Below are 14,990 nucleotides of genomic sequence, written 5' to 3'. Positions count from 1 at the left end.
GAGCTGCGCGGGGCGCGGGCCGGCCTGGGCGGCCCAGGCACGCCACACGGCAACACCCGCGGCCAGCAGGGCCGGCTGGGTGAACTCGGTCTGGTTGAGGCGGTCCTCGGGGCCGGACCGGGCGAGTGTCCACAGGTCGGTGCCTGCGCCCTCGCTCGCCTCGGCGAACGTCTCGACGACCGTCGGATGGGCCTGCGCGAGCTCGGCCAGCATGCCGATCGACTGCGACCCCTGTCCGGGGAACACGAAAGCGAGTTGGTGGTCCGTACCTGGTCCGGTCACGCAGCGGCTCCCAGCAAAAACAGCCCGACATGATACGAGCGATTGTGCCGGGTCGTCTGTACCGGCGCGTACAGTGCCGGCCGCGGTGGGTGTGCGGGTTTTCCCTTCCCCAAATGAAAACGCCCCCGGCGATGCGGGGGCGTCCATTGCTTCGGGCGGCGCGATGGTCAGTAGCGCATCAGCGCCGAGCCCCAGGTGAAGCCGCCGCCGAAGGCCTCGAGCAGCACCAGCTGGCCACGCTTCACCCGGCCGGACCGCACCGCTTCGTCCAGTGCCAGCGGCACCGAACCCGACGAGGTGTTGCCGTGGCGATCGACGGTCACGATGACCCGCTCCATCGGCATGTCCAGCCGCTTGGCAGTCGCCTCGATGATGCGCAGGTTTGCCTGGTGCGGGATCAGCCAGTCGATCTCATGGCGGTCGAGCGAATTCGCCGCGAGCGCCTCCTCGACCACCGAATCGAGCGCCTTGACCGCGTGCTTGAACACCTCGTTGCCGGTCATCAGGACCTTGACTCCGGCATTGTGCTCTCCCGGCTTGAACCCGACCGACACGCCGACCGGGTTCCACAGCAGCTCCTTCTTGCCGCCGTCGGCATGCATGTGCGTGCTGAGGATGCCGGTGTCGCTGTCGGCCTTGAGCACCACCGCGCCGGCGCCGTCACCGAACAGCACGCAGGTGCCGCGGTCGTTCCAGTCGAGCATGCGGGTGAGGGTTTCGGCACCGACCACCAGCACCGTCCTGGCGCTGCCGGAACGGATGAACTTGTCGGCCACCGTCAGCGCGTAGATGAAGCCCGAACATGCCGCGTTGACGTCGAATGCGGGGCAGCCGTTGGCACCGAGCCGGTGCTGCAGCAGGCACGCGGTCGACGGGAAAATCAAGTCGGGGGTGGTCGTGCCGAGCACGATCAGGTCGAGCTCGGACGCCTCGACGCCGGCCGCCTCCATCGCCCGCACCGCGGCGTGGTAGGCCAGGTCTCCGGTGGTCTCGCCTTCGGCGGCCACGTGGCGCTCGCGGATGCCGGTACGCGCGGCGATCCATTCATCACTGGTGTCGACGATCTTCGACAGGTCGTCGTTGGTCAGCACCTTTTCCGGCAGGTAGCTGCCGGTACCCGCAATGCGGGCATAAATACGTTCAGTCATCACCACTCCCGCGGCGAACACGCCGTTGCACGGACGCCAGCACGCTGGCGATGGAGCTCGCCGCAGCCGGGCACTCAGTGCGACGACCTTGCCGCGGCCACCGTCGAACACTCGACGGCAACCGCGCACGCGGGAGCGCCCGCGTGTCGCGGCGGGCGCGTCGAAGCTTACTCTTCGTCGGCGATCTTCGACTGGGTGTCGATCACCTTCTTGCCACGGTAGTAGCCGTCGGCGGTGACGTGGTGGCGGATGTGGGTCTCGCCGGTGGTCGGGTCGGTCGCCAGCTGCTTGCTGGACAGCGAATCGTGGGCGCGGCGCATGCCACGCTTGGACGGGGAGACGCGGGACTTCTGGACAGCCATGGTGTTACTCCAGGGAAAACCGAGAAAACTTCGATTGCGGGGCCCGCCGGACTACTCCGCCGGGCCGGACTTGTTCTTCAGTGACGACAACGCCGCGAACGGGTTGACGCGTTCCAGCTCGTCGGCGTCCGGAGCCCAGTTGCGCTCCATCGCCTCGGTGCCGGGCTTCACCGGCACTACCGGCACGGCGAGGATCAACTCGTCCTCGACCAGCTCGACCGGGTTCAGCATGCCGTCGGCCGACACCAGCAACGCCTCGTAACCCGGTGGCAACGCCACCTCGTCGGCTTCGTCGCGTATCAGACCCAGGCGCTGGTCGATGTCGACCGGGAACACGAAGCGCTCAAGGCTGCGCTGGCATTGCAGCGGCAACCCGGTGCGGACCTTGAGTTCCACGTACGGCACCTGCAGCTCGTCGGTACCGAAGTCGAGTGAGAACGCCACCTCACCTTCGGCATCGACCAGGCTGTCGCGGATACGCGACAGCGACGCCAGGGGCACCTGGCCCTCGACGCCACGCCGCGCCGCGACCATGCGCCAAGCATCCAGGACTTCGGGCACCGGCACTTTGGGCGCGTCAGCAGACATAAGCCGCGGAATATTAAGGATCACCCCCCCTGCTGTCAAACGCTGCAAGCCCCTGCGGGCCTGTCTGGACAGGTGTCGGGGAGCACCCGGGGACTGGCGCCCGGCGCCCGATTTGCCGCCCGACGGCGCCGCACGGCAGACTGAACGCGTTTGCAGCCCCTGGCCGAAAACCGCGTGAATGCTCCCGCAACCCTCATCGCCCTGATCGCGATCGCCGCCGCCCTGCTGGTGGCGGTGGGCGCATGGCGCCGCCAGCTGGGCCGGCGCCAGCGCGCGATGCGCGAACTGCTCGATTCGGCCGATGCGCTGGAAGCACGGCTGCGGACCGCCCGATCCGAGATCGAGGCGGTCGCCGGGGAGCATATCGACGACCCGGTGCAGGAGGCGATGCGCGAGATGCTCCGCCAGCGGCTGTGGCTGCGCGAGCACGGCGATCGCGCAAGCCTGGCCGAGCTGGTGCAGGTCCGTGACTCGATCGACCAGGCCCGTGGCCGGATCGAGACCCAGCTGGCCCGGATCGAGCGCGCCCGCGCGCCGGTGGCCTGATGTCGGCGCGGCTCGTCCTGGCATCCACCTCGCCGTATCGGCGCGAGCTGCTGGCGCGCCTCGGCGTCGCTTTCGATACGGCCCGGCCGGACGTCGACGAGACCCCGGCACCGGGCGAGTCTCCGGCCGACCTTGCCCGCCGGCTCGCCATCGCCAAGGCGACCGCGGTTGCCGCCGGGCGCGTCGCCTGGGTGATCGGATCCGACCAGGTTGCATCGCTCGACGGCCAACCACTCGGCAAGCCCGGCAACCGCGAACGCGCGATCGGGCAGCTGCAGGCGATGTCCGGCCGCGCGGTCGCGTTCCACACCGGTGTCTGCGTCACCAACGGCGACCAGCCCCGGTTTGCGCTGGATACCACGGTGGTACGGTTCCGCACGCTCGAGGCCGGCGAGATCGCGCGCTATGTCGACCGCGAGCTGCCGTTCGACTGCGCCGGCAGCTTCAAGTCCGAGGGCCTCGGCATCACCCTGTTCGAGGCAATCGAGACCCGCGACCCGACCGCGCTGGTCGGGTTGCCACTGATCGAGACGGCGCGGCTGCTGCGCGACGCCGGATTCGCCCTGCCCTGACAGGTCCGGGCGACGTCGACCTGCTCAGCGCAGGTTGACCGGCTGCTCGGGCCAGGCCTCCACGCTGCCATCGGCCCCGTGCAGCCTCAGGCCGAGCCAGTGCACCCCCGGCGCCAGGCCTCCTGCGTCCACGCTCGCCTCGAAGCCCACCCGCGGATGGTTGGGGTCGGTCGAATGGCCCCAGAACGCCTTGGTCCCAGGACTGTTCAGGCCATAGCGGGCGGTGGCGACGACCCGGCCATCCAGGGTGACCTCGACCCGCTCCAGACCGGTGCCGTCCTTGAAGGCCCAGCCCCGTACGTCGAACCGGCGGTTGACGGCAGCACCGGACACCGGCGCATCGATCCAGGCCATCCCCGGCGTCGTGCATTCGGCGCCCACCGCGTGCGGCGGCTCCATCCGGAACAGCAGGAACCGCTGGCGCCCGTGGTCGACGTTGACCTCCCGCGCCGCGGGCAGCGGCCCGACCATGGCGCACAGGCCGTGGTAGCGCGCGAGCAGATCCTTGTAGGGCACGTCGCTGGGGCTGGTCACCAGCAGCACCGGGTCGTCGCCCCAGTCCTCCGCACCCCGCGTCCACAGGCCCCAGAGCCGCAGTTGCGGTGCGCGGCCGTGCTTGCGGTTGAGTGAATGGTCGAGCACGGCGATCCGCGGCTCGCCCAGCGCGAAACCGAGTTCGGCCCCGAGCTTGAAGCTGCCAGCGACGATGCGGGTGCCGTCGGGCATCTCCGCACGCTCGAGCTTGACCGCGTCGGCCAGCTCATCCCAGCCAGCGAAGTTGGACGGGTACCACTTCTGCGCTGCCGTCCGCGCGCGCAGCTCGGGGATCGACACTGCGGTGTAATAGCCCAGCATCGCCACCAGCCCGACGCCGGCCAGCGCCCACGTGGCGCGACGCAACCACGTCGGCCACGCCGCCAGCAGTGCCGGCAGCAACGGCAGCAGTGCCAGGTAGCCCGGCAGCGGCCAGTGGAAGCTCACCCGCTCGGTATCGGCGAAGAACCCCAGCGCGAAGAACCCCAGCACCACCAGCCCACCCAGCAGCGCGAAGTAGCGTGAAGACGGATGGGCGCTGCGGTTGCCGCGCCAGCCGGCCGCCAGCAGGGCGGCGAACAGCAGCGGCGTGACCAGCAGCGCCTGGATCGCGATGAACCACAGGCCTTCGATATGGAACGCCCACGGGTGGCGGTCCACCAGCTGGAAGCGAAGGCCGGCGTCGGCGTTGTCGAAGTTCCAGGCCACCAGCGGTGCCCAGGCGGCCGCACCGATCGCGATCGCCGTCCAGGTACGCATGTCACGCAACACCCGTCGGCCGTCCGGCAGCAGCAGCAATGCAATCAGGCCGACCCCGATCACCGCGATGAACCGGTAATGGCTCAGCGCGCCGATCGACAGCCCCAGCGCAAGCTCGAGCGCGGCGGCGGCCGTGACCTGCCGCAGCAGCTTCGCGCCGGCGTCGACGCACAGCAGCGTCGCCACCGCCATCGCCGCATCGGGCAATGCCAGCAGGCCGAGCGTGCCCGACAGCGGCAACAGCAGAGCGAAGCTGCCGGCCCTCCAGCCGTACTCCCGGCCGTACTCGCGCGCGGTGATGCGCATCACCAGCACCGGCACCAGCGCGGCCAGCAGCAGGAACGGCAACCGCAGACCGAGCGCGGTATCACCGCCGAGCGTCACCCCCAGCCGCGCGAGCCACGCGGTCATGCCGGGCAGGTCCGAATAGGCAGGCGCGAGGTGTTGCCCCTCCAGCCAGTAGAACGCCTCGTCGACGAACAGCGGCAGCCGTGCGGCGACCAGCAGCTTGAGCGCGAACACACCCGCGAACAGCGCCCAGAACACGGTTCGTGCGCGGCTCCGGTCGGGATGTGGCGCTTCGACGGCAGGCGTGTCGCGCGATGGGTGCAACGGGGCGGGAACTTGCCGCATCAACGAATGACCTCGGTAGACTCGGGCGCAATTGGCGGGCGCCGTGCGGCGCCGTCAGCGGTTGACCCGCGACGGCGAGAGGGGTTCAGGGAGCGCCGCGCCGGCACCACTTGGAGAGCACCCATGGCGACATCCCCTGCGGTACCCCGCGACTCGGCGAGCATCCTACCCGAGCACCTGCGTGGTGCCCTTGACCGGGCGCAGACACAGGTCAATACGCTGGTCCTGGGCAAGGCGCACGAGGTGCGGCTGGCGTTCGTCGCGCTGCTGTCGGACGGCCACCTGCTGATCGAGGACCTGCCCGGGCTCGGCAAGACCACCCTCGCCCATGCGCTGGCGGCGACGCTGGGGCTTGAGTTCCAGCGCGTGCAGTTCACCTCGGACCTGCTGCCGGCCGACGTGGTCGGTGTCTCGGTGTTCGACCCGCAGGCGCGCCGCTTCGAGTTCCACCCCGGCCCGGTGTTCACCCAGGTGCTGCTGGCCGACGAGATCAACCGCGCCCCGCCGCGCACGCAGAGTGCACTGCTGGAAGCGATGGCCGAGCACCAGGTGACGGTCGACGGCACCAGCCACGCACTACCGGCGCCGTTCTTCGTCATCGCCACCCAGAACCCGGTCGACCTCTCGGGCACCTACCCGTTGCCGGACTCGCAGCTGGACCGGTTCCTGCTGCGGCTGGCGCTGGGCTACCCGGCCGAGGACGCCGAGCGCGCCCTGCTCGCCGGCGAGGACCGTCGCGCGCTGATCGCACAGGTGCGCCCGCTGTTGACCGTGGACGACGTGCTGGCCGCGCGCGACGCGGTGAAGTCGGTGCATGCCAGCGACTCGCTCATCGCCTACGTGCAGGCACTGCTGACGCGCAGCCGCCGCCACCCTGGCGTAAGGGTCGGGCTTTCACCGCGCGCGGGGCTCGCGTTGCTGCGCGCGGCACGTGCCTACGCGTTGCTGCTGGGCCGCGCCCACGTTCGGCCCGACGACGTGCAGGCGCTGTTCTCCGCGGTTGCCGCGCACCGGCTGGTCGCCGAAGCGGACGCCGGCAGCGACGCGGCCCTGGCCAAGGCGATCCTGCACGCGGTGCCGGTGGACTGAGGATGGCCGGCACTCTGCGGCGACGGTTGCACGACTGGGCGCTGGTGTGGACCCGTCCGCGCGAACCCGAGGCCCTGCCCGCCCGCTTCGACCGGCGCCGGGTGTACGTGCTGCCGACCCGCTTCGGGCTGTTCTACGCGGTGCTGCTGCTGGCGATGCTCTTGGGTGCGCTCAACTACAACAACAACCCGGCGTTGCTGCTCGGGTTGCTGCTGGCCGGTGCCGGGCTCGCCAGCCTGGTCGCCGCCCAGTTGCAGCTCACCGGCCTGGCGGTGGTCGCGCTCGACGCCGAGCCGGTGCCGGCCGGTGACGAGCTGACGGTCCGCCTGCACGCACAGGCCAACGACCGCCGGCGCCGACGTGGCCTCGCCGTCGCGCTCGAATCGACGGAAGGCGTCCCGGGTTTGTTGAACCTCGAGCAGGGCCGCGGCGAATCGCATGTCGCGCTTCCCACCAGCGAACGCGGGTGGCTCGACCTGCCGCGGTTGCGCGTGTCGACCACCCGGCCGCTCGGGCTCGCCACCGCGTGGGCGTACGTGTGGCCGCAGGCACCGGCGCTGGTCTATCCACGGCCGGAACCGGACGGCCCGCCGCTGCCGACCGGCTCGGGTGACCGGGTGCAGACCCGCCTGCATCCCAGTGGCGAGGACGTGCACCACCTGCGCAACTACCGTCGCGGCGATTCGCGCCGGGCGATCGCGTGGAAGTCGTCGGCCCGTCGCGACAGCTTGCTGGTGCGCGAGTACGAGCAGCCGCTCGGGGCCGACATCGTGCTCGACTGGAGCACGCTCGGGCGCATGCCGCAGGAAGCAAAGGTGTCGCGCCTCGCACGCTGGGTGGACGAGGCCGAGCGCGACGGCCGCCGTTACCGGCTGATGCTGCCCGGCCAGCCTTCGCTCGGGCCCGACCAGGGCCCNACGCTCGGGCGCATGCCGCAGGAAGCAAAGGTGTCGCGCCTCGCACGCTGGGTGGACGAGGCCGAGCGCGACGGCCGCCGTTACCGGCTGATGCTGCCCGGCCAGCCTTCGCTCGGGCCCGACCAGGGCCCCGCCCACCGCCACGCCTGCCTGCGCGCACTGGCGCTGCTGCCGCATGTCTGAGCCCACCCGCAACACCGCGCTAGACCACGGCAGCCGGCGCTGGGCCCTCGCGGCGGCCGCGGCCTGCCTGCTGCCGTTGCTGCTGCAGTTGCCGGGCCAGTTGGCGCTGGTCATCGCGGGCGCGGCCGTCCTGGTCGCGGTGGCGTCGTGGCGGAAGCCGTTGCACGGACTGTTGCGGTTGCTCCTGGCGCTCGGCTTGCTGGGCGCGGTGGTGTCGATGGCGGGTTTCAACCTGGGGCGGGACACCGGCTGCGCGGTACTGGCGGCGATGCTGGCGATCAAGCCGGCGGAGACCTACAGCCTGCGCGATGCGCGCAGCCTGATCGGGTTCGCGCTGTTCGCGCCGTTCGGCACCTTCCTGCTCGACCAGGGCCCCCTGGCCCTGGTGCTCGGGCTGGTGGGCGCGGTGCTCGCGCTCTGTGCGCTGCAGCGCTTGGCGGACCTGGAATCCGGCGACGCCGTCGCGACCGGCGCGGCGCGGCGCTTCGCCGGCATCGGCCGGTTGCTGGCGATCGGCCTGCCGCTGGCGCTGGCGGCATTCTGGCTCTTCCCGCGGCTCGGGTCGCCGTTGTGGGGCGTGCCCGAGCGCACGATGGCGCGCACCGGATTGTCGGGCGAGATGAGCCCGGGCCAGTGGATCGACCTCATCGCCGACGACACCCCGGCGTTGCGCGTGCGCTTCTTCGGCGAGACGCCACCGACCTCGCAGATGTACTGGCGCGGCCCGGTGATGTGGGATTTCGACGGCCGCACCTGGTCACGGTCGCCCTGGTTGGCCAACCTGCCCCCGGCCGACGTCCGCCACGGCGATGTGCGCTGGGACTACGAAGTGGAAGTGGAGCCGACCGACCGGCGCCAGTTCGTGTCGCTCGAACTGCCGGTCGACGTTCCCGACGGTGTCCGGCTCAACCACGGCCACGAGATCCACGCCCCGCGCCCGTTGAACGCGCTGACGCGCTGGCGCATGCAGTCCTCGCCGCCGGTGGCCTACGAACCGGACCTGCGGTCGGGATTGCGCCGCATCGCGCTGTCGCTACCGGACGGCTACAACCCACGCACCCTGCAGCTGGCGCGGCAATGGCGGGCCGAGGCCGGACCGGACGACGGCGCGATCGTCCGCCGCGCGCTCGACTGGATCACCGCCGAATTCGCCTACACGCTGACCACCCCGCTTCCGGGCCGGCACGCAGTGGACGAGTTCCTGTTCGACCAGCAGGCCGGCTTCTGCGAGCACTATAGCTCGGCCTTCGTGGTGCTGATGCGTGGCGCCGGCATCCCGGCCCGCGTCGTCACCGGCTACGTCGGCGGCTACCGCAATCCGGTCGGCGACTATTGGTTGGTGCGCCGCTCCGATGCCCACGCCTGGGCCGAGGTCTGGCTCGAAGGCCGGGGCTGGGTCCGGGTCGACCCCACCGCGGCGGTCGCACCCGAACGGATCTACGACACCCTCGACGACCGCCGGCCCGGTGCCGGCCTGCTGGGCGACGTGTTCGGCGGCGGCACGCTGTTCGACTACACCGACTGGTTGCGCCGCGGCTGGAACGACTTCGTGCTTGGCTTCGATGCCGACCGGCAGGCGCGGATGCTCAGGCCGCTCGGCATCGACCGCCTCGACGGCGTCCGGCTGGGCCTGCTGTTCACCGTCGCCGCGCTACTGGCACTGCTTTGGATGATCTGGCTGAGCCGCCGCGGCGAGCGCCAGCCGGACCCGGTGCTGCGTGCCTGGCATGCGCTCGACCGACGCTACCGGCGGCTAGGCTTGGGGCGCGAGCCGCACGAATCCGCGCTGGACTGGGCCGAGCGGGTCCGCCAGGCGCGCCCGTCCGACGACGGCACGCTATTGGGACTCAGCCAACGTTTCAGCGATTGGCGCTACGCTGCCAGCCAGCCGGGGGCTGCCCAGGCGCGCCGATCGCTGATCCGCGACCTGCGTGCCCACCGCCCGCACTGACCGGTCCGGTGACCCGGACCCCAACGGAGCACACGATGAATAGCCTGATCCGCCCGACATCGAACCCGCTGCGCCTGGCCATGCTTGCGCTGGCCGCCGCGCTGCTGGCCGCCTGCGCCAGCCAGCCCAAGCCCCTGCAGGGCGAGTTCGCCCAGATCAGTCCACGCGACGCCATCGGCACCGACCGCACCGGTGCCGCGGTCCGCTGGGGCGGCCGCATCGTCGATGTCGAGCCACAGCCCAACCGCACCTGTTTCGAGATGATCTCCACCCGTCTCAACGCCTACGGCCGGCCGTACTGGGCGACCGACGACGTTGGCGGACGCTTCATCGCCTGCCGCGAGGGCTTCTACGACCCGGCGTTGTTCGAGAAGAACCGCGAAGTGACCTTCACCGGTCGCATCGACGGTTACGAGAACCGCCGCATCGGCGAATACGACTACCGCTTCCCGCGGGTGGCGGCCGACGTGGTCTACCTGTGGCCGGTGCGCGAGCGCGTGGACGTGGTCACGCGGCCGGCACCGTGGCCCTGGTGGGGCTGGTGGTGAGCTAGCGCACGAAAGCAAAACGCCCGGCTGGTCCGGGCGTTTTGCATGGTGCCGACGGTGAGGGTTACCCGGCGACGATGTTGACGATCTTGCCGGGCACCACGATCACCTTGCGCACCGCCAGGCCATCGAGGAACTTGGCGACGTTCGGCTCGGCCAGTGCCAGCCGCTCGGCCTCGGCCTTGTCCACGTTCACCGGCACCTCGATGGTGCCGCGCAACTTGCCGTTGACCTGCACCGCCAGCGTCACCGCGTCGCGCGCGAGCGCAGCCGGGTCGGCGACCGGGAACGGCACGTCCTCCAGCAGCGTTTCCGGGTGGCCCAGCGCCTGCCACAGCGCGTGGCTGACATGCGGGGTCACCGGGTTGAGCAGCAGCACCATCGCCTCCAGCGCCTCGTGCCGGACCGCGCGGCCCTGGTCGCTCATGTCGTCGAACTTCGCGACGTGGTTGAGCAGTTCCATCAGCGAGGCGATCGCGGTGTTGAACGCGTGGCGGCGTCCGTAGTCGTCGCCGACCTTCTGGATGGTCTCGTGCAACTGGCGGCGCAGCGTCTTCTGGGCGGCGTCCAGCGTTGCCGGATCGACCACCGGGTGGTCCGGCTGGACCGCGTGGGTGGTCACCTCGCGCCAGAAACGACGCAGGAACCGCGCCATGCCGTCCACGCCCGACTCGTGCCACTCCAGCGACTGCTCGGGCGGCGCGGCGAACATCGAGAACAGCCGCACGGTGTCGGCGCCGTACCGGCCGATCATCAACTGCGGGTCGACGCCGTTGTTCTTGGACTTGGACATCTTCTCGGTGCCGCCGATCACCACCGGCTGGCCGTCGGACTTCAGCGTCGCGCCGGTGATGCGGCCCTTCTCGTCGCGGGCGATCTCGACGTCGGCGGGGTTGATCCAGTCCTTCGTGCCCCCTTCGCCGTCACGGTAGAACGTGTCGGCGATGACCATGCCCTGGGTCAGCAGGTTGCGCGCCGGTTCGTCGCTCGACACCAGCCCCTGGTCGCGCAGGAGCTTGTGATAGAAGCGGAAGTACAGCAGGTGCAGGATCGCGTGCTCGATGCCGCCGATGTACTGGTCGACCGGCAGCCAGTGGTCGGCGCGGGCGTCGACCTGGGTCCCGGCGCCGGGCGAGGTGTAGCGCGCGTAGTACCAGCTGGACTCCATGAAGGTGTCGAAGGTGTCGGTCTCGCGCTCGGCGGCCGCGCCGCAGGTGGGGCAGGTGGTCCTGCGCCACTCCGGATCGGCCTTGATCGGCGATCCGGTGCCCATGAACTCGACGTCCTCGGGCAGCACCACCGGCAACTGCTCTTCCGGCACCGCCACGGCGCCGCAGGCATCGCAGTAGATCACCGGGATCGGGCAGCCCCAGTAGCGCTGGCGGCTGACGCCCCAGTCGCGCAGGCGGAAGTTGACCTTGCGCGCGCCCCGCCCTTCGGACTCGAAGCGCTGCGCCAGCGCGTCGAACGCCTGCTGGAAGTCCAGCCCGTCCAGCTCGCCGGAGTTCACCAGCCAGCCGCGATCGGTGTACGCGCCCTCCTCCTCGATGCGGCGCTGGAACTCCTGCACCACCTGTACGGCGGCGCCGGTGTCGTAGCTGTCGGTCGGTCGGGATTCGCCGAGCGCCGCGCCCATCGGGTCGGCGTGGTTGCCGAGATCGCTGCCGATTTCCCGCAGCGCATCGCGGACCGCGTCCGGCACGATCACCGTGCGCACCGGCAGGCGGTAGCGGGTGGCGAACTCCCAGTCGCGCTGGTCGTGGCCGGGTACCGCCATCACCGCGCCGGTGCCGTAGCCCATCAGCACGAAGTTGGCGACATAGACCGGTAGCTCCTCGCCGCTGACCGGATGCACCGCGCGCAGGCCGGTGTCCATGCCGCGCTTTTCCTGGGTCTCCAGCTCGGCCTCGGTGACGCCGCCCTTCCTGAGGTCGGCGATGAAGTCGGCCAGCTCCGGGTTACTCGCGGCGGCCCGCAGCGCCAGCGGATGCTCGGCGGCAATCGATATGAAGGTGACACCCATCAGGGTGTCGGGGCGGGTGGTGTAGACGGACAGCGGGTCGGTGGCGTTGCCGTCAGCGTCCCGCACGTCGAAGCGGATATCCAGTCCTTCCGAACGGCCGATCCAGTTGCGCTGCATGGTCTTGACCGCATCCGGCCAGCCGCCGAGCGTATCGAGGCCGTCGAGCAGTTCCTGGGCATACCCGGTGATGCGGAGGAACCACTGCGGGATCTCGCGTTTCTCCACCAGCGCGCCGGTGCGCCAGCCGCGGCCGTCGATCACCTGCTCGTTGGCCAGCACGGTCTGGTCGACCGGGTCCCAGTTGACCACCGAGTTCTTCCGGTAGGCCAGGCCCTGCTTCATCAGCCGCACGAACATGCGCTGTTCGTGCACGTAGTACGACGGCTGGCAGGTGGCGAACTCGCGCGACCAGTCGATCGCATAGCCCATCGCCTGCAACTGCGCCTTCATGTGGGCGATGTTGGCGTAGGTCCATTTCGCCGGCGCGGTGCGGTGCTTGATCGCGGCGTTCTCGGCCGGCAGCCCGAATGCGTCCCAGCCCATCGGCTGCAGCACGTTGTGGCCGGTCATCCGCTTGTAGCGACTGATCACGTCGCTGATCGTGTAGTTGCGCACGTGGCCCATGTGCAGCGCCCCGGACGGGTACGGCAGCATCGACAGGCAGTAGTACTTCGGCTTTGGCGACGATTCGTCCACTTCGAACGCACGGGTGGCGTTCCAGAAGCCCTGCGCGGCGGCCTCAACGGCTTGCGGGTCGAACGCCCGCGGATCGGTCTGGCTGGGGGCGGCGGAAGCTTCGGTGGGCACGGCGCGGGCACTTGGTCGAGGGGACCGGCAAGCCTACCGCAGGGCCTGCGGACCCGCCACGGCAGTCCTGGTGGCCCTGCTGCGGGATTTCCTGCGGCCCGACTACTGCCGGGGCCCAGGCAGGGGCGCGCGACCGGTCGAGGTTCCGCGTGGCATCCGCCCCGCCGCTATGATCGGGCGTCACCACACGGGTCCCACGCATGCGCGCACTGTTGCTGTTCGTGTTCCTCGCCCCGCTCGCGGCACCGGTTGCCGCGCAGTCGCCCGCCACCGCCGTCCACTGCGGCCAGCTGTTCGACAGCCGCAGCGGCAAGGTGCTCGGCCCGCACACGGTGCTGGTTCGCGATGGACGGATCGCGCAGGTCGTCAGCGGCGGGCATGCCGAAGTGGCGGGCGTACCGTCGATCGACCTGTCCGGCCACACCTGCACGCCCGGGTGGACCGACCTGCATGTGCACCTGGCCAGCCAGTCCAGTCCGGACAGTTACTCCGAAGGCTTCCGCCTGGACGAGGTCGACTACGCTTTCCGTGCCGTGGGCTACGCGAAAAAGACGCTGCTGGCCGGCTTCACCAGCGTGCGCGACCTCGGCGGCGAAGTGGCCCCGCACCTGCGCGATGCGATCAACCAGGGCCTGGTCGCCGGCCCGCGCATCTGGGCGGCGGGCAAGTCGATCGCGACCACCGGCGGCCACGCCGACCCCACCAACGGCTACAACTCCACGCTCTCGCACCTGCTCGGCCCGCCCGGCCCGACCGAGGGCGTCATCAACTCGGTGGACGACGCGCGCCAAGCCGTGCGCCAGCGCTACAAGGAAGGCAGCGACGTCATCAAGATCACCGCCACTGGCGGCGTGCTGTCGTACGCGAAATCCGGCGACGCCCCGCAGTTCACCGTCGACGAGGTCGCGGCGATCGTGGCGACCGCCCATGACTACGGCTACCGGGTGGCCGCCCACGCGCACGGCGAGGAAGGCATGCGCCGCGCGGTCGAGGCCGGCGTCACCAGCATCGAGCACGGCACCTACATGAGCGACGAGGTGATGGCGCTGATGAAGCGCAAGGGCACCTGGTACATCCCGACCGTGTACGCGGGCCGCTTCGTGGCCGACAAGGCCAAGGTCGACGGCTACTTCCCCGAGGTCGTCCGGCCCAAGGCCGCGCGCATCGGCGCCCTGATCCAGGACACGGCCGCTCGCGCCTACCGCGCCGGCGTGCCGATGGCGTTCGGCACCGACATGGGCGTGGGCCCACACGGCGACAACGCGCGCGAGTTCATCTATCTCGTGGAGGCCGGCATCCCGGCGGCCAAGGCCTTGCAGATGGCGACGATCGACGCCGCCCGGGTGCTGGGCGTCGACGACCAGGGCCGGATCGCGCCGGGCCAGCGCGCCGACATCGTCGCCGTGCCGGGCAACCCGGTCGACGACATCCAGGCGGTGCTCGCGGTCGAGTTCGTCATGAAGGACGGCGTGGTCTACCGGCAACCGGGCGCCGCGGTGCCGGGCGAGACCGACCGCGCCGGCCACTGAGGGCCGGGTTGCACGGGTGCGCGCGGGTTGGCTTGGAATGGCCGACCTCCGGCACCATGTCCGGTCGAGTCCAGAGGAGCCGCCATGACTGCCACCGCCACCCCGCACGTTTTCGACGCCACCACCGAAGCCTTCGAAGCCGACGTCCTGCAGAAATCGATGGCGACGCCGGTGCTGGTCGACTTCTGGGCCGAGTGGTGCGGGCCGTGCAAGCAGCTCGGCCCGGTGCTGGAGAAGCTTGCGGCGGAATACAACGGCGCGTTCGTGCTGGCCAAGGTCGATGTCGACAAGGAGCAGCAGCTGGCCGCGGCCTTCCAGGTCCGGTCGATCCCTACCGTGTTCCTGGTCAAGGACGGCCAGCCGCTCGACGGGTTCCCCGGCGTGCTGCCCGAAGGCCAGATCCGCGAGTTCCTGCGCCACCACGGGATCGAACCGGCGGCAGCGGCCGGGGAGGCCGCCGAGGTGCCTGCGGCGCCGCTGGACCCGGAGGCGGAGGTCGCACGCCTGCGCGGCGAGGTG

General features: G+C 70.6%; 13 protein-coding genes and 1 pseudogene. 8 read left to right on the top strand and 6 right to left on the bottom strand.

The annotated features are described in order from the left end of the window. The 4 genes from ACKVMH_RS10030 to ACKVMH_RS10015 all read right to left on the bottom strand — a co-directional run. Window positions 1–282, bottom strand: a 282-nt coding sequence (locus ACKVMH_RS10030; RefSeq protein WP_412700172.1) for an ACP S-malonyltransferase, incomplete at its 3' end; no start/stop codon positions are given. 167 nt (window positions 283–449) lie between these two features. Further along, entirely contained in the window at window positions 450–1,430 is a 981-nt protein-coding gene (locus ACKVMH_RS10025) for a beta-ketoacyl-ACP synthase III (RefSeq protein ID WP_215219915.1), read from the bottom strand. A gap of 167 nt (window positions 1,431–1,597) precedes the next feature. Further along, the gene (rpmF, locus tag ACKVMH_RS10020) at window positions 1,598–1,792 is read right to left on the bottom strand and encodes a 50S ribosomal protein L32 (protein WP_215219914.1); all 195 of its coding nucleotides are present in this window, start codon (window positions 1,790–1,792) and stop codon (window positions 1,598–1,600) included. A gap of 51 nt (window positions 1,793–1,843) precedes the next feature. Then, window positions 1,844–2,380: a YceD family protein gene (locus ACKVMH_RS10015; protein ID WP_412700171.1), complete on the bottom strand. Its 537-nt coding sequence runs from the start codon at window positions 2,378–2,380 to the stop codon at window positions 1,844–1,846. Between the two features lie 174 nt (window positions 2,381–2,554). On the opposite strand from ACKVMH_RS10015, the gene ACKVMH_RS10010 reads away from it, so the two are divergent. After that, window positions 2,555–2,926 carry a hypothetical protein gene (locus ACKVMH_RS10010; RefSeq protein WP_412700170.1) on the top strand — a complete coding sequence of 124 codons (372 nt, stop codon included), beginning with the start codon at window positions 2,555–2,557 and terminating at the stop codon, window positions 2,924–2,926. Further along, window positions 2,926–3,498, top strand: coding sequence for a Maf family protein (locus ACKVMH_RS10005; RefSeq protein ID WP_412700169.1), 573 nt, complete (start codon window positions 2,926–2,928; stop codon window positions 3,496–3,498). Before ACKVMH_RS10010 ends, ACKVMH_RS10005 begins: the two co-directional genes overlap by 1 nt. A 24-nt stretch (window positions 3,499–3,522) precedes the next feature. Here ACKVMH_RS10005 and ACKVMH_RS10000 read toward each other — a convergent pair whose 3' ends face one another. Further along, window positions 3,523–5,424: an ArnT family glycosyltransferase gene (locus ACKVMH_RS10000; protein ID WP_412700168.1), complete on the bottom strand. Its 1,902-nt coding sequence runs from the start codon at window positions 5,422–5,424 to the stop codon at window positions 3,523–3,525. A 123-nt stretch (window positions 5,425–5,547) separates the two neighbouring features. Here ACKVMH_RS10000 and ACKVMH_RS09995 point away from each other — a divergent pair, with 123 nt between their 5' ends. The 4 genes and pseudogenes from ACKVMH_RS09995 (at window position 5,548) to ACKVMH_RS09980 (ending at window position 10,112) form a co-directional block, all read left to right on the top strand. After that, the gene (locus ACKVMH_RS09995; RefSeq protein WP_215219909.1) at window positions 5,548–6,513 is read left to right on the top strand and encodes an AAA family ATPase; all 966 of its coding nucleotides are present in this window, start codon (window positions 5,548–5,550) and stop codon (window positions 6,511–6,513) included. 947 nt (window positions 6,514–7,460) lie between these two features. Beyond that, a pseudogene (locus ACKVMH_RS13665) lies at window positions 7,461–7,613 on the top strand (DUF58 domain-containing protein); the annotation flags it as partial. Beyond that, entirely contained in the window at window positions 7,606–9,564 is a 1,959-nt protein-coding gene (locus tag ACKVMH_RS09985; RefSeq protein WP_412700166.1) for a transglutaminase family protein, read from the top strand. The pseudogene ACKVMH_RS13665 and the gene ACKVMH_RS09985, both read left to right, overlap by 8 nt. Before the next feature lie 35 nt (window positions 9,565–9,599). Then, on the top strand, window positions 9,600–10,112 hold the full coding sequence (locus ACKVMH_RS09980; RefSeq protein ID WP_251370663.1) for a Slp family lipoprotein: 513 nt from the start codon (window positions 9,600–9,602) through the stop codon (window positions 10,110–10,112). 64 nt (window positions 10,113–10,176) lie between these two features. Here ACKVMH_RS09980 and leuS read toward each other — a convergent pair whose 3' ends face one another. After that, window positions 10,177–12,942, bottom strand: a complete 2,766-nt coding sequence (gene leuS, locus ACKVMH_RS09975) for a leucine--tRNA ligase (RefSeq protein ID WP_412700165.1) — start codon at window positions 12,940–12,942, stop codon at window positions 10,177–10,179. 200 nt (window positions 12,943–13,142) lie between these two features. Here leuS and ACKVMH_RS09970 point away from each other — a divergent pair, with 200 nt between their 5' ends. Beyond that, window positions 13,143–14,471: a metal-dependent hydrolase family protein gene (locus ACKVMH_RS09970; protein WP_412700164.1), complete on the top strand. Its 1,329-nt coding sequence runs from the start codon at window positions 13,143–13,145 to the stop codon at window positions 14,469–14,471. Window positions 14,472–14,555: 84 nt separating this feature from the next. After that, a partial coding sequence (gene trxA / locus ACKVMH_RS09965; RefSeq protein WP_412700163.1) for a thioredoxin occupies window positions 14,556–14,990 on the top strand: 435 nt, incomplete at its 3' end.

This window comes from Lysobacter zhanggongensis (assembly GCF_046638635.1).
GTDB lineage: Bacteria > Pseudomonadota > Gammaproteobacteria > Xanthomonadales > Xanthomonadaceae > Novilysobacter > Novilysobacter luteus.
Note: the sequence above shows the minus strand (reverse complement) of the source record. Positions and strands in the feature narration are given on the sequence as shown.